This window comes from Halococcoides cellulosivorans (assembly GCF_003058365.1).
Lineage (GTDB): Archaea > Halobacteriota > Halobacteria > Halobacteriales > Haloarculaceae > Halococcoides > Halococcoides cellulosivorans.
The window spans coordinates 924,189-941,230 of sequence record NZ_CP028858.1; the positions used below are offsets into that span (position 1 = coordinate 924,189).

The following is a 17,042-nucleotide window of genomic DNA, read 5'->3' on the forward strand; positions in this document are numbered from 1 at the left end:
AAAGACGGTTCGGATCGCAAGATCTGGCCTCATTCGCGTCGCGGCTCAGCCGTCCGGGTCGGCCGTCTCGTCGTCGACCGAGCCGTACTCGATGGCTGTCTCGTCCGTGGTCTCGTCGTCTGTGCCGGGGTCGTCTATGTCTGGGTCGTCCGGCGAGACGACGTCGTCGACGAACATTTCGCCGGGGGCGGTGTGACCGTTGCTGTCACCGAAGCCGGCACTCAAGACGCGTGTCAAGGCTTCTTCGACGGTTTCGTCGCGCACATCGTACTGGTCGGGTTCGATTTCGATGACGAACCCTGTCGTCACGTTCGGCGCGGTCGGTAAAAAGAGGACGTCACGGCCGTCGGGGGTCGTCTCGCCGGTCTTGAACGCCGTCATGCGCATCCCGGGCCAGGTCTCGACCGAGACGGGGGCCTGTAACGACTCGGTCGTCGACAGCGCCGTCTCGGCGGCGGTCTTCGAGGCGTTGTAGATCACGCGCAGGCCCGGCAGTTTGTTCATCACGTCGTCGAGCGCGCGTTCGAGGATGACGCCCACGGCGGTGCGCATCAGATAGCCGACGGCGAACACCAGCAAGACGAAGACGACGAGCGTGACGGCGACTCGCAACGGCGCTGGCTTCAGGTCGATCGGGACTTCTTTGACGAAGTTGTAGATCCAGGCGAGAACGGCGAGCGTCACCAGAAGCGGCGTCAACACGATCAATCCGCTCGCAAAGTCCCGCTTCCAGGTCGCACTCATCACCCGATTCTGGGCGGCCCACTCACATTAAGGGTTGGCGTCTGGGGACGACGTCGTGCTCGTGGGGGCCGCGTAGGTGTGACCGATGGCGAGACTCGTCGCGTTCACGCCCAGCAACGTGACGAAGACGAACAGATCGGTGAGGCCGTCGAGGCCGACGATCAGCCAGGCGACCTGGACCAGCGGCAGCGTGATCGCCAGCCAAAAAGCCAGTGCTCGGATCGTCGGGATCACTCGGCGGGGCGATCCACGGACGTGATCGATGGGGCCGTCGATGGTTGAACTCGACATGTGAGGGACCTCGCGTGATTCAGTCCATGGCCCCTACATCCATATACCCGACAGAACGTTCGGCTGGATTCGGGATCTTTCAGTGACTTTGATCTGTGGACGAAACCTTTCAGGACGTTTCATCTGGCGTCGAGAGATCTCTTCGCGGCTTCTCAGCCCGTCTTGCTGGTTTGGTCGTCGAACCGACCGACCGGCCGCTAAATTCAGTCAATGGCCGCCGGACGAGCGAGTGGCCGCCGAACCGATCGACCGGCCGCCGGACGAGTGCCTGGCGGTCGAACCGATCGCTCGGGTGTCGAACCCCGTCCGATCGCTCTATCGAAGCGTGGATTTATCCCTGCCCCGGCGATACCTTCGGTATGCACGACTCCCAGCCAGAGTTCTCGCGCGCTCGCGACCGCCTGGAGCCGGACCTGCCGCCGGTACACGAACCGCGTCTCGGATCCCTGCCCGACTCGGGGGCCGACGAGAACGGCGACGTCGCCAAGACCGGCACGACCACCATCGGCCTGACGACCGCCGACGGCGTCGTGGTCGCGACCGACCGCCGTGCGAGTCTCGGCGGGCGGTTCGTCTCGAACAAGCGCGTCCAGAAGGTCGAACAGATCCACCCGAACGCGGCGCTCACCCTGGTCGGTTCCGTGGGTGGTGCCCAGTCGTTCATTCGGACGCTCCGCGCGGAGGTCAACCTCTACGAGTCGCGTCGCGGGACGGACATGTCGATGAAAGCGCTCTCGACGCTCGCGGGCAACTTCGCGCGTGGCGGCCCCTTCTTCGCGATCAATCCGATCCTCGGTGGCGTCGACGACGAGGGCGCACACGTTTACTCGATCGACCCGGCCGGCGGCGTCATGGAAGACGAGTACACCGTCACGGGGTCGGGCCTGACGGTCGCGTACGGCACCCTCGAAGACCGGTACGAACCGGGCATGGACACCGACGACGCCGTCGCGGCCGCTGCGGCCAGCGTTCAGGCTGCCGCCGAACGTGACACGGGGTCGGGCAACGGCCTGTACATCGCCGTGGTCGACGAGTCGGGCGTCGACATCACCTCGTACGACGAGTACGAAGACGCCTTCTGAGGCCGGTCTCGCCGGCATTCGTCGACAGACGCGACACGCACAGCCGTCGCGCCGGCGTTAAGTGCAATCGCCCCGCCGATCCGCCATGGATCTGTTCGGAACGTCTGGCGTGCGGGGCCCCGTCGGTGAGACCGTCACGCTCGAACGCGCGCTCGCGCTCGGGACGGCGGCCGGCCAGGACGGCGAGGAGTTCGTCCTCGGGCGCGACGGGCGGACGACCGGGCGGGCGATCGCAGACGCCGTCGCCGCGGGCCTCCAGCGCGCGGGGGCACGCGTCGAGCGGATCGGTGTCGTCCCCACGCCGACGCTGGCGTGGGCCTCACAGGGCCGCCGGGGGATCATGGTCACCGCGAGTCACAATCCGCCCCGCGACAACGGCCTCAAGTTCTTTCGAGACGGCCAGGAGTACGATCGTGATGCGGAGCGCCGCCTCGAATCCCGACTCGACACCGCCCCTGCGAGCGTCGACGCCCTCGAATTCGGGGAGACGACGCGTGGCGACCCACTCAGCGCCTATCGCGATCGGATCGTCGCGTACGCTCGCGAGCGCGTAGGACCGATCGCGGCGACCGGCGTCGTGGTCGACTGCGGGACGGGCGTCGGCGGTCTGGCGACCCCACAGGTGCTTGACCGTCTGGGCGCCGACGTGCTCGCCGTCGACGCCCACGTCGATGGCACCTTTCCCGCGCGACCGAGCAAGCCCACCGCCGACACGCTCACCGACACGGCGGCCCTGATCGCGAGGACCGATCGTATCGACTGTGCGATCGCTCACGACGGCGACGCCGATCGGACCGTCCTGCTCGACAGCGAGGGCGAGATCGTCCCCGCCGATACAGTGCTCGCGATCCTGGCTGGTCACTACCTCACCGAGGGCGGCCGGGTGCTCACGACGCCCGACACCTCCGATCGGATCGACGAGCGTGTCGCGGACCTCGGCGGGCGGGTCGATCGGACCGCGCTCGGAACGCTTCACGAGGCGATGGATGGCCAGGAGGCGACCGCGGAGACCGTCTTCGCGGGCGAGCCCTGGAAACACGTCCACCCGCCGCTGGGCCCCTGGATCGACGGGATCGCGAGCGCGGCGCTACTCGTCGCGTTGATCGATCGCGACGGCCTCGCGGCGCTTCGTAATCCGATCACCGAGCGACCGAAAGCCGAACGCTCGGTCGACTGTCCCGACGACGCGAAAGCCGCCGCGATGGATCGCCTGACCGAGCGTCTCCCCGCCGCGATCGACCACGAGAGCGTCGACACCGACTACGGCGTTCGTCTGACGCTCTCGGAGGGCTGGATTCTCGTCCGTCCGAGCGGGACCGAACCCAAACTCCGCGTATATCTCGAACAGAGCGACGCCGACGCGCTGGCCGAGCGCGTCGTCGAGATCCTTCGGGAAGCGGTCGAACGGGTCGCCTGAACGACGCCGTCTCGCGGATCGCTTCCGATCCTACCTGTGGCGTCGGAGACTCCGCCCGCTCACATCGACCGCCAGGCGCGGGCGGCACTGACGGGTGAATCGATCGAACTGAGCCATCGCGCGGCGATCGCCTTCTTCAGCGTTCGGGCGGCCGGCCCGCCGAACGTCTCGACCGGGACGCCCATCACGTCGTGGGCGACGGCGTCGTCACCGATCGACGCGACCGTGCCTTTGTCGTCGTAGGTCCACTCGTCGAGCGGTCGCCCCTCCATCGCGCGGACGACGTTGTCGGCGACGGCCTCGCCTGCGCCCCACGCGGCTTCGGCGGTCGGCGGGATCGGCTCGCCGCTCGGCCCGTCGATCGCTGCGGCGTCACCGACCGCGAACACCGACTCGGCGCTCGTCCGGAAATCACGCGCGGTGTGGATCCGATAGCTGTTCGAGTCGACGGTAAGATCGCTGTCTCGCAGCGCGTCCTGGCCGCGGATCCCCCCGGTCCAGACGAACACGTCGGCGTCGATCCGATCGCCGTCGTCGAGGGTGATCCGGTCGGCCTCGACGCAGTCGACGAACGATCCCGTTCGGACCGTTACACCTGCGTTTTCGAGTTCCTCACGGAGGCGACGGCCGAACTTGCGATCGCCGCCGGGGTAGACACGATCGAGCCCTTCGAGGATCGTCACGTCGATCGCGGCGGTGAGCCGATCGGCCAGCGCGGCGACCTCGCCGGCGGTCTGGACGCCCGTGAGTCCGGCCCCGCCGACCACGACGCTCGTCGTCTCGGTCGCGTCGGTCGCCTCGCGGATGGCGTCGTGAATCCCGAGCGCGTCGTCGAGGCTCTTCAGCGTATGGCCGTGGTCGAGGACGCCCGGGATGTCGTAAGTCGCCGTCTGTGAGCCGAGCGCGACGATCGCGGTGTCGTACTCGATCGTCGAGCCGTCGGCACAGCGCACACGGGAGTCGGCGCTCTCGATCGCCTCGACCCGTGCTTCGCGAAACGTTGTCTTCGGGCCGGCGATCGTCTCGACGGGGACCGTGATCGATTCTGCGACGGTCGGGTCGCGAATACAGCGGTGGACTTCGTGGAGGACGAGGTGCTCGGACGACTCGGAGACCCAGACGATCTCACAGTCCTCGGGCGCGACGGATTCCAGCCGATCGACGGCTGACACCCCCGCGTAGCCGGCACCGAGCACCACCACCGTCGCTGTCATGGCCGTCACTGAGGGACAGCCGCGTACAAAGGTGTTGGAACCCGGTTTGCTGGCCGATATTGCCGGAGTCAGTCGAGAAGGCCGGCGAGGCGGTTTCGAACCCGGCGTTTGGCCCCGCCCGCGGCCTGGCGGACGCTCAGATGCAACGGCGTTCGGCGCCCGTCGATGTCCGTCTCGCCAGCGGCGATCGCGTCGAGGATCGCCGCGCTCGTCGGGGCGGCGTCGACGCGGGTGATCGCCTGTCCGACCATGGGGGCCACGTGGGCGTCACTGCCGGCGACCGCGGGCAGGCCGTGTTCGCGAGCGAACGTTTCCGCGCGGTGGTTTGCATACCCCGTCAACAGGCGAGAGTTGTACACTTCGATCGCGTCCGCCCGCGCGAGGTCCGACCGCGAGATGTTGGCCATCACGCCGCTGCGCGTCTTCTGAAAGGGGTGGGGGACGACTGCGATGCCGCCCGCGTCGTGGATGCGGTCGACGGTCGCGACGAACGGACGCTGGGGTGGAACGGCCTCGTCGATCCCCAGCGCGAGGACGTGGCCCGCTGCGCTGGTGACCTCCATCCCGGGGATTCCGACGAGATCGTACGCTGGCGCGCGTTCGACGGCGTCCTGGCTGGCAGCGAACTCGTCGTGATCGGTGACGGCGAGCGCGTCGAGGCCGATCGCACTCGCCCGTTCGAGCAATGCGGACACGTCGTCCCGCCCGTCGTAAGAGGCCGCGGAGTGGGCGTGAAGCTCGACCGAGAGCACACCGCTATTTCTCGGTCGGGGGTCTAAAGCGCCCCGGTCGCCGTCGGGTCAGTCCGCGGAGACGTCGCCGCCGGTTCGGAGGCGAGTCGGGAGGTGACACTGCGGGTCCGGCGCGAACGGATCGCCGTGGACGGCCGCCGAGCGGACCGGCGATCCACCGCCACAGTACTCGAAGATTTCACACTCTCGACAGCGCTCGGCGGCGTACGCCTCGCGGTCACGCAGCCGTTCGAGCAGCGGATCGGGGTCATCGCGCCAGATCTCTTCGAACGACTGCTCGCGGACGTTCCCGACGGTCTTCGATTGCCAGAACTGGTTGGGGTGGACGCGCCCACGGTGGTCGATATCGGCGACGCGGTCGCCGGTCGGGTCGCCGCCGTTGGTCGCGAGATGCTGTCGGACGCGGTCGGCGTGCTCCGCGCCGAGTTCGGTCTCGGCGTAGTCGATGATGAGTCCGGCGTCGGCGTAGTTGCCCACCAGCAGCGTCTCGACGTCGAACCCGCGTTCGTGGGCGTCCAGCGTGACGTCGAACACGCGCCGGACGACCTCGCGGCGATCGACCGGCGAGAGGTCGATCGACTGGAGCGCCTCGCCACGCCCGCCGTAGGAGAGGTGGTACACACAGACCCGGTCGATCCCCCGGAGTTCGGCGATGTCGAGCAACTCCTCCAGATCGTCGACGTTGCGCTCGGTGACAGTAAACCGAATGCCCGTGTCGAGGCCGACAGCCTGACAGGCCTCGATCCCCGCCATCGCGCCGTCGAACGCGCCCTCTTCGCCGCGGATCGCGTCGTGGGTCTCGGGCAGGCCGTCGACGGAGACGCCGGCGTACGCCAGCCCCGCCTCTTTCAGCGCCGCCGCGCGGTCTTCGTCGAGCAGAGTCCCGTTCGTCGAGAGCACCGCGCGCAGCCCCTGATCGGTGGCGTACGCCACGAGTTCCTCCAGATCGTCCCGAACGAGCGGTTCGCCACCCGAGAAGAGCAAGACTGGCACGCCGAACGCCGCGAGGTCGTCGATGAGCGCTTTGCCTTCGTCGGTATCGAACTCCTCGGGACTCGGCTCGTCGGCGTCGGCATAGCAGTGCTCGCAGGTGAGATTACAGCCCGCGGTCAGATTCCAGACGACGACGGGCGCGTCCGGACGGTCCTGGCTGATCTGCTCGGCGTCGGACTCGTGGCCGTCGTCGTAGCGGAGTCCGTCGCCCGGGGCGTCGAGGTCGGTGAGGAGTTTGCTGACGGAAATCATGGCTCTATGGGCTGGTCTTTCGTATTTCTCTGCTCGACCCTTTACGGTCTGTCTCTCGTTCCCACCCGGTGGGAAACCGATCCGCCGTTTTCGGGCGGCTCGAAACCTGCGGCAAGTGTTTCCGGTACTGTTCGGGGTCGTTTTCGGGAGTCGAGACCAGCCCGGGGGTCTAAGACCCCCCGAACCCTGGCGGCGGTACATGCACGCGGGGATCGACACGGACGAGCGGCCACTGTTGGTGATCTGGGAGTTGACCCAGGCGTGTGATCTGGCCTGTCATCACTGCCGCGCCAGCGCCCGCCCACAGCGCCATCCCGACGAACTCTCGACCGCGGAGGCGAAGGCGCTGCTCGACGATATCCGCGCGTTCGGCCCGGGGACGCTCGTCGTGTTCTCGGGTGGGGATCCGTTCAAACGTGACGACGTGACCGAACTGATCGCCTACGGCGACGCGCTGGGCCTGCGAATGTCGCTGACGCCCAGCGGGACGCGACTCGTCGATCGCGAGGCCGTCGAAGAGCTCGCGGCGGCCGGCCTGGCGAACCTCGCAGTGAGTCTCGACGGCCCCGACCCCGAGAGTCACGATGCCTTCCGTGAGGAACCCGGATCGTACGACGAGACCATCGCTATCGCCGAGGCCGCGGCCGACCACGACGTATCCCTCCAGATCAACACGACCGTCTGTGCGGAGACCGCCGACGCGCTTCCGGGGATCCGTGATCGAGTCACCGACCTGGGCGCGATCCGCTGGAGCGTGTTCTTTCTCGTCCCGCTCGGCCGTGGGTCGGTGCTCGATCCCGTCACACCAGAGCGGGCCGAAGCCATCTGGGAGTGGCTCGCCGAGGTCGACGAGACCGCGCCGTTCGCGCTCAAGACGACCGAAGCGCCGGCATATCGACGCGTGCGCGCTCAGCGCGGCGCGGGCGAGGGCGGGTCCCGTCCGGGGGTCGCGACGCTCGCGGGCGACGGGTTCGTGTTCGTGAGCCACCGCGGCGAGATCTACCCCTCGGGCTTTCTCCCCCAGTCGGCGGGATCGGTCCGCGAGCGCGATCTCGCGACGGTCTATCGCGAGCACGAGTTGTTCCGGTCACTGCGCGATCGGTCACAGCTCACTGGCAAGTGCGGGGCGTGTGGGTTCCGTGAGCAGTGCGGCGGGAGTCGATCCCGGGCGCACGCCACGACGGGCGATCCGCTCGCGAGCGATCCGCTCTGTCCCTATGTCCCCGCGGGTTACGACGGGCCGATCCCGGGGCCGGCCCACGTGGGGGACTGACGATGGAGGTGATCGTGAACGTCGCGATGAGCGCCGACGGGAAACTCGCGACCCCCGAGCGCGAACAGATCCGGATCTCCGGGCCCGAGGATTTCGATCGGGTCGACGCGATTCGCGCGGAGGTCGACGCCGTCGCGGTCGGGGTCGGGACCGTGCTCGCGGACGATCCCTCGCTGACCGTCGACGATCCCGACCGGATCGACGAGCGTCGCGCCTGCGGGGAGTCCGCCCAGCCGACCCGGGTGGTCGTCGATTCCCGTCTGCGGACGCCGACCGATGCCCAGGTCCTCGACGACGCCGCCGACACCGTCGTGTTCGCGAGCGCGGCCGCGCCCGCCGACCGGATCGCGGCGTTCGAACAGCGCGGCGCGACGGTGATCGTCCGGGGCGACTCGCGAGTCGATCTTCCGGCCGCCGTCGACGCGCTCGGCGATCGTGGCGTCGACGCGATGCTGATCGAGGGCGGTGGCGAACTGCTGGCGTCGGTGTTCGCAACGGGCCTGGCCGATCGCGTCTCGACGTTCGTCGGCCCACTCTTGCTCGGCGGGCGAGAGGCCCCGACGCTCGCCGACGGACCGGGGTTCGACCGCCCGTTCCCCGAACTTGCCCTCGACGGTATCGATCGGCTGGACGACGGGGTGGTGCTCTACTGGTCGGTACTAAAGACCTGAAACCGCCCAAAATCAAAGATTACACGATAGTCAAAGAATTCAAGTCATTCCCGAAAGCGACATTATGACCAATGGACTTCCCGGAACTCCCTTATGACAACATTCACAAATTTTTAACGGCAATTGGATTCGTACTTATACTACCTAGTCTGTTTTTGGATCCAACCTTTCTCTCAAGCCGACAGATTTTAACTATCGGGAGTTTTGCGGTGATCCTAGGCCTAATCGGTTGGGGATTCGAAAGTGCATTGATACCCTATTTACAACAGCTTGAACAGCAAAGAAATATAACTAGGGGAGAAGAGCGGAGAGGAAAAATTCTAATCAAGGTATTGTTGATTATTCGGTTTCTTTTCCCAACCCTCTTTTTGATAGTATCAATCCTATTATTGGCGTAGTTTATCGGTGGTATAGTATATGTATATAGTTCCAATAACCTTCCGGGGTAGACCCAAGTTTTTAATCCGCTGGTTATGTCGAATCGGGAATCCTAGTGTACTGTATACCAATTATAATACTAAAATAATCGCCTCTGTCTTCTTTTGAAAAAATAGTACAAATTGAAATTTAATAGCTTGCTTGGAGCACAGATTTTCTAAGCTCTTCGACCTCTTCAAGCGATTCTTCAAGCCTTTTCATATCAGTTTCTACACCGTCATAATGAAATATCTTTTGAAAAATGCTGTCAGCAATTTCATCGGTGGTGTCACATTCATTTATATCAATTTGCATGGGGTTTTCTAAGATATAGAATACATCACTAGCGCTACTTTCTACTATCTCATCTAATAGTCTCTTAAGTTCTTTGAGTGTCTTTTCGTCAAATTCTCTCAGTTTTTCAGGGTGATTTTGTTCAATATATTCGATTTTATTGAATATCTTTGCGGTTAAACCATATGGGTTATACAGGCTAATAGTGCGGTCAGTGGTGTACATTGCATCCCTATTTCCAACAGTTAACCACACTCTATTATGTCCGCCTGATTTATAACTTTGTTTTAATTCATCTATATTCTCTATTGTATCGTTATTTTTGCTCTCTGGAAGTGATGCGTTTATCAATATATTTGGGTCCTCAGTTTCATATTGGCAAACAAGGCATTGCTCGCTAAGAGTGTCTAATTCAAGCATGAGATCTTCGTGTTCTCTTGGATAATTCAAGATAGTGTTTAGTTCCCCTGCCATTTTACCTATATATTTCAAATCATCGGCCAGGTCTTTGAGTTCTTGGCTTTCCCGCCATTGGAGTTTGTTATGGATAGAGATAGCCACGGCGATAATTGACAAGATAAATCCGCCAATTGTGACGAATGCTAATATATTCATTCACATTTTCCTTGATTGTGATGTGACTTAAATCATGGCCCTCAGTGATTTAGTAATAAGTTTCAGTACATTATTCCCAATTAATCAGTTATTTGAATGACGTCCAAATTATTTATTCTCTAATCCATTTTTTCGGCAAAGATGATGGTGAGTCCTTGTTTGACGTTAATAACCTTCCATTCATTCCCTACCATACCTTGCTCGAAAATAGATATACAACAGAAGCAATTAATACCACTTCTAAGCTATTCTCTGACTTGACTCCCGACACCCACGTCCACCGGATCGCGCGCCGGCTTGGGGTCGTCCCGGCCGATGCCGACCCCGCGACCGTCCGGACACGACTGGAGGCCGACGTTCCCGACGCCGCCTGCGGGTTCGGTCACACCGCGATGATCCAGTTCGGCCGGGAGTACTGTACCGCACGCCAGCCGGTCTGTCTCGACGATTCCACAGCGTGCCCGCTCGCAGACTGCTGTGATCGCGTCGGCGTCGAGGGCGACGCTTGACTCACCGCCGATCGTGCAGTTCGGCTTCGAGGTCCGTGAGGTCCATGTCCATGTCCGCGAGCAAGACGAGCAAATGATAGACCAGATCCGCGCTTTCGTGCGCCACCGCGTCACGGTCGTCGTTTTTGGCCGCGAGGAGGACTTCTGCGGACTCTTCCCCGATCTTTTCGAGGATCGCGTCCTGCCCTTTCTCGTGGGTGAGCAGTGACGCTGTGTACGACCCCTCGGGTTCGTTGACCTTTCGATCTTCGATGACGTCGAAGAGTTCTCGGATGATCTGATCGGTCATAGGCTGACTCGAATCTCCTGGTCCTTGAACCCGCCGACCGGTCCGGGCAGCGGTGCGGCCCTGGTTATCGTTCACGAAGGCAGTAAGTAAGAACTGCCTCAGGGGCCGTTAGGACGTGGTAGGGGCCGCTTACCCGATTATCACTCCCCACTGGATTCAGGCAACATTCTCTCCGTCAGACAATCATAATTATCTTTAACACATATTTATGGTGGTGGGGCCCCAACCAATTATTGGTCATGACAGACCTGATCCTCCTCCCGACGGACGGAAGCGATGCGGCCGAACAGGCGGCCGACCGCGCCCTCGAACTCGCCGCCGAGCGCGAGGCAGCGATCCACGCGCTGTACATCGTCGACACGAACAGGGTCGGCAACCCCGCGCTGTGCAGCACCGAGCTGTTGATTACCGAGTACGAGGACAACGGTCGAGAACTGCTCGAAGACCTCAAACGCCGTGGTGCCGAGCGCGGCGTCGACGTCGAAGCGCGTGTCTGCCGCGGTGAACCCCTCGACGAAATCAAAAAAGCCGTTCGCGAACGCGAACCCGACCTGACCGTGTTCGGGTTCGGTGACGACAAGTCCAAGATGATGAGCCACTCGATGCGCGACAAGATGGTCCAGGAGTTCGAACAGGTCGTCCTCCACTGAGTCGTTCGGGACGGATCAGGTTCGTTCGGCGTCGATTCTGGTCTCCGCGTGTCGACGGAGCCGTCATTTTACGTCGACTGACGCCAGTCGTCACTCGTCGAGAGTGATCTCTTCCATCAACTCGACCAGTTCGTCGAGTTCGGGGAACGTGTAGACGGTCACGTCGACGTCGGCCTCGTGAGCCCTGACCTGAGAGTCGAACATGAGTGCCATCTCTTCACCGTCACCGACGAGTTCGTCGATCATGCCGCTCGACGGACCGTAGGTAAAGGTTGGCGTCGACATGTCGATCGTGGTTTCGAGGACGTTCGCCCAGCCGTCGATAAAGCCCGACGTCATAATGTTCCCGATCTCCTGGATCGCAGACCGTTCCATGTCCGAAAAGCCGGATGCGTCCGGTTCGGCCCCCGCCATGTCCCCGAGCGTCGCTTGCGCCAGCCGTTTCGCGCTCTGAGCGTTCATCAAAAACAGGACGGTCCCGTGGGGGCGTTCCTGCAGATCGACGCTGATCCCGATCTGTTCGTCGTCACCGACGTGCGCGCGAATGTCCTGCAGGCCGATGAAGTTGATTTTCGTGATCTCCATCTCGGTCGCCATCCCGGTCATCTGAGCGAGGTGGTCGGCGACAGTGGTGCCTCCCTCTTTCGCCATCTTATTGAAGAGCGCGAGCTTTCGAATGTCGATCATCAACTGGGAGTCCTGGCCGGCCATTGGCCACGGATTCGCCCGCCGGCGGCTTAAGTCCACCCGCCGTCGATCACGGGCTGTCGTCGTTGACCGCCGCCGTTCACCTTCCGTCGCTCGGTGGTCGCCACCCTCAGGGGTCGCCCGTGACTGTCCCACCTGTCCGGACGCTGACGGCCAGGCCCTCCCCGACGGGGAGGAGTCCCGACTGAAAATCGGGATCCGCACGGACCGTCTCCAGGTACGAGACGATCCCGCCGGTCGCGTCGTGATCGGGGTCGGTCTCGCCCGCGAGTGCGGCCCGGACCGCCGCTCGGTCGATCCCCGCGCCGGCGACGGCGTTGTCTGCGACGACGATCCCACCCGACGCGATTCGATCGCGGACCGTCTCGAACGCCTCGGCGTACCTGGTCTTCTCGCAGTCGACGAGCACGAAATCCAGCGGGGCCGATCCGTCCGCGAGGATCGCGTGGGCGTCGCCGTGTTCGAAGGTCGCCCGATCCGCGACCCCACCCGCCGCGAGGTACTCCCGAGCCAGATCGAGTTCGTCCGCGTCGATCTCGGTGAGCGTGATCGCGCAGTCGGGTGCGCCCCGGAGGAGCCAGTACGCCGAGTAGCCGAACCCAGACCCGAACTCCACCGCGCGTTCGGCGTCGATCAGGCGAGCGAGCGTCGCGAGCCACCCACCGGCGGCGGGTCCGATCGTCGGGAACCCATCGCGGGCGGCACGGCGATCCATCGCGGCGACGATCCGGTCCGCGCGCGGGCCGATGCGAGCACTGATCGCGTCGGTCACCGCGAATCCGTCGGCCGACATCACTCCTCGCCGAGGATGCCCGGACTGGTCATGCGCGCGGGATCGAGTACCTCGTCGGCCTCTTCGGGGGTGAGATGCCCCATCTCGATGGCGGTCTCGCGGACGGTCTGGCCAGTCGCGAGTGCCTTCTTCGCGACCGTGCTCGCGGCGTCGTAGCCGATCGCGGGGTTGAGCGCGGTCGCGAGCGCCATCGAGCGTTCGACCTGATCGGCACAGTGCTCGTGGTCGGCCTCCAACTTCGCGACGAATTTCGTCCCGAACGTCTCGGCGGCCCGTCCGAGGATGCCCGCGGACTCGACGAAGGCGTCCGCCAGCACGGGCTTGTAGAGATTGAGGTCGATCTGCCCGCGTTCGGCCCCGGCCTGGACGGTCGCGTCGTTGCCCAGCACGCGGGCGTGGACCTGGTTGACCGACTCGGCGACGACGGGGTTGATCTTCCCGGGCATGATCGACGATCCGGGCTGGTTTTCGGGCTGATCGATCTCGCCCAGGCCGTTGCGCGGGCCCGAGGCGAGCAAGCGCAGATCGTTGGCGATCTTGTCCATCGCGCCCGACGCGGAGCGGAGCGTGCCGTGGACCGCGCCCATCGCGTCGTGAGCGGCCTGTGCCTCGAAGTGATCGTCGGCCTCGCGGAAGTCGAGATCGGTCTCGACGGCGATCTCTGCGATCGCCCGCTCCGCGAATTCGGGATCGGTGTTCAGGCCCGTCCCGACGGCCGTCCCACCGAGTGCGAGTTCGTCGAGTTCCGTACTCGCGCGCTCGATCCGATCGATCGCCTTCTCGATCTGGCGGCGATACCCGCCGAACTCCTGGCCCAGACGGATCGGCGTCGCGTCCTGGAGGTGTGTGCGACCGGTCTTCACGACGTCGTCGAACGCGTCGGCCTGTGCGGCGAGTTCCGTTTCGAGCGTGCGAAGCCCGGGCAAGAGGTCGTGTGCGACGCTCTCGCGGGCGGCGACGTGCATCGCGGTCGGGATCACGTCGTTCGAGGACTGCCCGAAGTTGACGTGATCGTTCGGATGGATCGCCTTCGAGCCGACCGCTGCGCCGTAGATCTCGCTCGCGCGGTTCGCGATCACCTCGTTGGCGTTCATGTTCGTCGACGTTCCGCTGCCAGTCTGGAACACGTCGACGGGGAACTGATCGTCGTGCTCGCCCGCGACGACCTCTTCGCAGGCACTCTCGATCGCGTCCGCGCGCTCGTCGTCGAGATGGCCCAGGTCGCGATTCGCGCGGGCAGCCCCCAGTTTGACGAGGCCGATCGCGCGAATAAAGCGTCGCCCGAAGCGCCGGTCGCTGATCGGGAAGTTCTCGATCGCACGCTGTGTCTGTGCGCCCCAGTAGGCGTCTCCGGGGACGGCAATCTCTCCGAGGCTGTCGGTCTCGATGCGTTCGTCGGCCATGCCGATGGGTTCAGCGCCGTGGGGTTAACTGTTGGCCACGTGCCTGAGGACGAATATCATATGCCCAGACCCAATACATGGGGATACAGATGCCGCGCAGGACGATCAGTCTCGACGCGGAAACGTACGACCGGTTGCGCCGCGAGAAGACCGACGACGAGAGTTTCAGCGACGTGATCGACCGATTGCTCGGTGACGAGGAGCCACTCGCGGACCTCGTCGGACTGGTGACCGACGCCGAGGCCGACCGCGTGCGAGCGCACAGCGATCAGTTCCGCGAGGACGTGACCGATCGCTTCGATCGGGTCGATCCCTGATTCCGGTCGGGGCTGTGAACGCCGTCGATCGCTCTGTCCGCTCGTGGGAGCGACGCTGGTTTTATCGGTCGATCCGTTGAGAATGACAATATTCATTCCGGATGCCCGACGAATCGACGGACATGGAGTGGCTGGCGGTCGTCGTCTGGCTGGGATTCGTCCTCGCCGTGGGTGGACTGGCACTGCCGGCGACCGCGCGCCTGTTCGCCCCGCTGTCGACCCGCGGGGCCGGATTCGCCGTCACGGTCGGCACGGCCGTCGTCACGCTGGTCGCCTTCTGGGTCGGGCACGTCGCACTCTGGCCGGTCGCGGGGCTCGCGGGCCTTCTCGTCCTCTTTGCGCTGTCGGCGGTCGCGGTCGACCGGGGCGTCACCGTGCCGGGTCGCCGGTACGCCGAGGTGTCGGCGGTGTTCGTGGCGGTGTTCGCACTCGGCGTCGGCCTCCGGGCGGTCGATCCGGGCCTGCAGGTCTGGGCGGAGGGATTTCTGAACTTCGGGCTGATCGAATCACTCCTCCGGGCGGGGACGCTCCCGCCCGAGGACATGTGGTTCGCGGGCGAACCGGTGCAGTACTACTACGGTGGCCACCTCGCGGTCGCGCTCTGGACGCGACTCACTGGCGTGCCGGTCCGGATCGGGGCGAACCTCGCGGTGCCGACGGTGTACGCCATGCTCGCCGCTGGCGCGTACGATCTCGCCGGTGCGATCGCCGCGACCCGGTCCGGGCGGCGTCGCCTGGCGGGCGGTCTGGCCGCGGCGATCGTCGCCCTCGGTGGGAACGCCCTCACGGCGGCTTCGGTGGTGTACGCCGTCGCGCCCGGCGCTCTCCGTGACGTGATCGTCGCCGTCACGGGCACGCCCGCGGAGACCCTCGCGGGCGGCGTGACGACGTTCGACGCGACGCACTTCGCCGGGTTTCCGACGGACGTTCCGATCTATCTCGTCCGGATCGGCAGCCTCCACGCCCACGTCATCAGCCAGCCCTACACCCTGCTCGCGGTCGCCATCGCGTTCACTGCTGTCGTCGCCGATGGCCGCCGAGCACGTCTCTGGCGACTCGCCTGTGTCGCTCCGGTCGCTGGCCTGGTCGAGGTGACCAACGCCTGGAGCTTTCCAGCCGTCGTGGGAATCACCGCGCTGGCGGTCGCGTTCGCGCGTGAGCACCCGCTCGACTGGCTGGTCGACTCCGGGTCGGTCCTCGCCGCTCGCAAGTGGTGGCCACTCCGGGACCTCCAGCGACTGGGCGCGGGTGTCGTCGTCGCCGCTGCAGTCGCCGTCGGCGGAATTCTCGTCGCCGCGCCGTTCGTGTTCACGACCTCGGCGACGCGGCCGCTGGCGCTGTTGCCCGAGCGGACGTCCGCCGCGGTCTATCTCGTCGAGTACGGCCCCTTCATCGCCGCCTTCCTGCTCGGGGCGTGGCCCGCGATCCGACGCCGCCTCGACTTGCGGGTGCTCGGGGCGGCCCTCGTCGCGGCGCTCGTCCTCGCAATGCTCGTCCCACAGGGCGCTGCACTGTTTTTCGTCGCGCCCGTCCTCGTCGGGTCGTGGTATCTCCTCCGGCGGACGGAGGTCGGCTTCGAGGGCGTGCTCGTGCTCGGCGGCGCGGGCCTGCTCGGAATCGTCGAACTCGCCTATCTCGACGGCGGGGCCGCATCGGGGCGATACAACACGGTCTACAAAGTCCACAGCCAGGTGTGGCTGCTCTGGACGGTCGCCGCCGGCGTCTTTCTGGCCCGGGCGATCGAACGGCCCGGGATCGACCCGCCGACCGTCGAGCGACTCTCGGTCCCGGATGCGCTCGACGCCGACCTCGGACGGGCGGTCGCCGCGGTCGTGCTCGTGGGTGTGATCCTCTCTTTCGGCGTCGTGACGACGGGCGCGGCTCTCGACGATGGTCTCGACGACGCCTCACTCGACGCGACACGGTTCGTCGAGACCGATCGTGGCGACGTCGACGCCGCCACGACGTTCCTCGACGCCAGGCCGGGACAGCCCCACATCGTCGCGGCCGTCCCGCGCGAGGCCGAGATGTTCTCGTTTCGGGCGAGTCCGGCGTCGAGTCTGACGGGGCTGCCCACCGTCGCGGGGTGGACCCACGCCGCCGATTACCACGGCGACGACGCGTTCGATCGGCGGTCACGACACGTCCGGACGATCTTCGAAGGCCCCGTGGATCGCCGGGCCGAACTACTCGCGACCTACGACGTTCGATTCGTCTATCTCGGGCCGTACGAGCGCCAGCGGTACGACGTCCGGCCGTTCGAGGAGAGCGTCGTCGCGACTCACTCGTTCGGGTCGATCACGATCTACGAGATCGACCACGGCGACGGGGCTGTCGAGTCCGGTGCGACTCGCTGAC

The 17,042-nt window shown here is 64.7% G+C and carries 17 protein-coding genes and 1 pseudogene; 8 read left to right on the plus strand and 10 right to left on the minus strand.

The features are described 5' to 3' along the window. Positions 1 to 45: 45 nt before the first annotated feature. Both HARCEL1_RS04425 and HARCEL1_RS04430 read right to left on the minus strand, forming a co-directional pair. A complete protein-coding gene (locus tag HARCEL1_RS04425; protein WP_108381376.1) occupies positions 46 to 744 on the minus strand; it encodes a DUF502 domain-containing protein in 699 nt (232 codons plus the stop codon). A 27-nt stretch (positions 745 to 771) separates the two neighbouring features. After that, positions 772 to 1,035 (minus strand): hypothetical protein, encoded by a 264-nt coding sequence (locus HARCEL1_RS04430; RefSeq protein WP_108381377.1) that lies wholly within the window; start codon positions 1,033 to 1,035, stop codon positions 772 to 774. Between the two features lie 359 nt (positions 1,036 to 1,394). Between HARCEL1_RS04430 and psmB the strand changes: the two genes are divergently transcribed. Together psmB and HARCEL1_RS04440 are read left to right on the plus strand one after the other, a co-directional pair. After that, positions 1,395 to 2,117, plus strand: coding sequence for an archaeal proteasome endopeptidase complex subunit beta (gene psmB, locus HARCEL1_RS04435; protein ID WP_108381378.1), 723 nt, complete (start codon positions 1,395 to 1,397; stop codon positions 2,115 to 2,117). An 85-nt stretch (positions 2,118 to 2,202) separates the two neighbouring features. Beyond that, positions 2,203 to 3,534 (plus strand): phosphohexomutase domain-containing protein, encoded by a 1,332-nt coding sequence (locus HARCEL1_RS04440; protein WP_108381379.1) that lies wholly within the window; start codon positions 2,203 to 2,205, stop codon positions 3,532 to 3,534. 59 nt (positions 3,535 to 3,593) lie between these two features. Here the strand turns inward: HARCEL1_RS04440 and HARCEL1_RS04445 are convergent, their stop codons facing one another. From HARCEL1_RS04445 to HARCEL1_RS04455, 3 genes are all read right to left on the minus strand, one after another. Further along, the gene (locus HARCEL1_RS04445) at positions 3,594 to 4,748 is read right to left on the minus strand and encodes an NAD(P)/FAD-dependent oxidoreductase (RefSeq protein WP_108381380.1); all 1,155 of its coding nucleotides are present in this window, start codon (positions 4,746 to 4,748) and stop codon (positions 3,594 to 3,596) included. A 68-nt stretch (positions 4,749 to 4,816) separates the two neighbouring features. Further along, on the minus strand, positions 4,817 to 5,500 hold the full coding sequence (locus HARCEL1_RS04450) for a CehA/McbA family metallohydrolase (RefSeq protein WP_108381381.1): 684 nt from the start codon (positions 5,498 to 5,500) through the stop codon (positions 4,817 to 4,819). 48 nt (positions 5,501 to 5,548) lie between these two features. Then, the gene (locus HARCEL1_RS04455; RefSeq protein WP_108381382.1) at positions 5,549 to 6,745 is read right to left on the minus strand and encodes a TIGR04347 family pseudo-SAM/SPASM protein; all 1,197 of its coding nucleotides are present in this window, start codon (positions 6,743 to 6,745) and stop codon (positions 5,549 to 5,551) included. A 199-nt stretch (positions 6,746 to 6,944) separates the two neighbouring features. Here HARCEL1_RS04455 and HARCEL1_RS04460 point away from each other — a divergent pair, with 199 nt between their 5' ends. Both HARCEL1_RS04460 and HARCEL1_RS04465 read left to right on the plus strand, forming a co-directional pair. After that, on the plus strand, positions 6,945 to 8,018 hold the full coding sequence (locus HARCEL1_RS04460) for a radical SAM protein (protein ID WP_108381383.1): 1,074 nt from the start codon (positions 6,945 to 6,947) through the stop codon (positions 8,016 to 8,018). A 2-nt stretch (positions 8,019 to 8,020) separates the two neighbouring features. Then, positions 8,021 to 8,689 (plus strand): 2,5-diamino-6-(ribosylamino)-4(3H)-pyrimidinone 5'-phosphate reductase, encoded by a 669-nt coding sequence (locus HARCEL1_RS04465; RefSeq protein WP_108381384.1) that lies wholly within the window; start codon positions 8,021 to 8,023, stop codon positions 8,687 to 8,689. Between the two features lie 567 nt (positions 8,690 to 9,256). Here HARCEL1_RS04465 and HARCEL1_RS13310 read toward each other — a convergent pair. Next, positions 9,257 to 9,961 carry a hypothetical protein gene (locus tag HARCEL1_RS13310; RefSeq protein ID WP_159077019.1) on the minus strand — a complete coding sequence of 235 codons (705 nt, stop codon included), beginning with the start codon at positions 9,959 to 9,961 and terminating at the stop codon, positions 9,257 to 9,259. 320 nt (positions 9,962 to 10,281) lie between these two features. On the opposite strand from HARCEL1_RS13310, the pseudogene HARCEL1_RS04470 reads away from it, so the two are divergent. Next, a pseudogene (locus tag HARCEL1_RS04470) lies at positions 10,282 to 10,524 on the plus strand (endonuclease III domain-containing protein); the annotation flags it as partial. Between the two features lies 1 nt (position 10,525). Here HARCEL1_RS04470 and hisE read toward each other — a convergent pair. After that, positions 10,526 to 10,813 carry a phosphoribosyl-ATP diphosphatase gene (gene hisE, locus HARCEL1_RS04475; protein ID WP_108381385.1) on the minus strand — a complete coding sequence of 96 codons (288 nt, stop codon included), beginning with the start codon at positions 10,811 to 10,813 and terminating at the stop codon, positions 10,526 to 10,528. Positions 10,814 to 11,052: 239 nt separating this feature from the next. Between hisE and HARCEL1_RS04480 the strand changes: the two genes are divergently transcribed. Next, on the plus strand, positions 11,053 to 11,463 hold the full coding sequence (locus tag HARCEL1_RS04480) for a universal stress protein (protein WP_108381386.1): 411 nt from the start codon (positions 11,053 to 11,055) through the stop codon (positions 11,461 to 11,463). A gap of 90 nt (positions 11,464 to 11,553) precedes the next feature. On the opposite strand, the gene HARCEL1_RS04485 is transcribed toward HARCEL1_RS04480, so the two are convergent. The 3 genes from HARCEL1_RS04485 to HARCEL1_RS04495 all read right to left on the minus strand — a co-directional run bounded on the left by HARCEL1_RS04485 (position 11,554) and on the right by HARCEL1_RS04495 (position 14,367). Then, positions 11,554 to 12,150: a chemotaxis protein CheC gene (locus HARCEL1_RS04485; protein ID WP_108384078.1), complete on the minus strand. Its 597-nt coding sequence runs from the start codon at positions 12,148 to 12,150 to the stop codon at positions 11,554 to 11,556. A gap of 130 nt (positions 12,151 to 12,280) precedes the next feature. Beyond that, positions 12,281 to 12,964: an O-methyltransferase gene (locus HARCEL1_RS04490; RefSeq protein WP_108381387.1), complete on the minus strand. Its 684-nt coding sequence runs from the start codon at positions 12,962 to 12,964 to the stop codon at positions 12,281 to 12,283. Continuing rightward, entirely contained in the window at positions 12,964 to 14,367 is a 1,404-nt protein-coding gene (locus HARCEL1_RS04495; RefSeq protein WP_108381388.1) for a class II fumarate hydratase, read from the minus strand. Before HARCEL1_RS04495 ends, HARCEL1_RS04490 begins: the two co-directional genes overlap by 1 nt. Positions 14,368 to 14,456: 89 nt before the next feature. Between HARCEL1_RS04495 and HARCEL1_RS04500 the strand changes: the two genes are divergently transcribed. Further along, positions 14,457 to 14,684 (plus strand): antitoxin VapB family protein, encoded by a 228-nt coding sequence (locus HARCEL1_RS04500; protein WP_108381389.1) that lies wholly within the window; start codon positions 14,457 to 14,459, stop codon positions 14,682 to 14,684. A gap of 101 nt (positions 14,685 to 14,785) precedes the next feature. Continuing rightward, positions 14,786 to 17,041: a DUF2298 domain-containing protein gene (locus tag HARCEL1_RS04505; protein WP_108381390.1), complete on the plus strand. Its 2,256-nt coding sequence runs from the start codon at positions 14,786 to 14,788 to the stop codon at positions 17,039 to 17,041. Position 17,042: the final 1 nt, after the last annotated feature.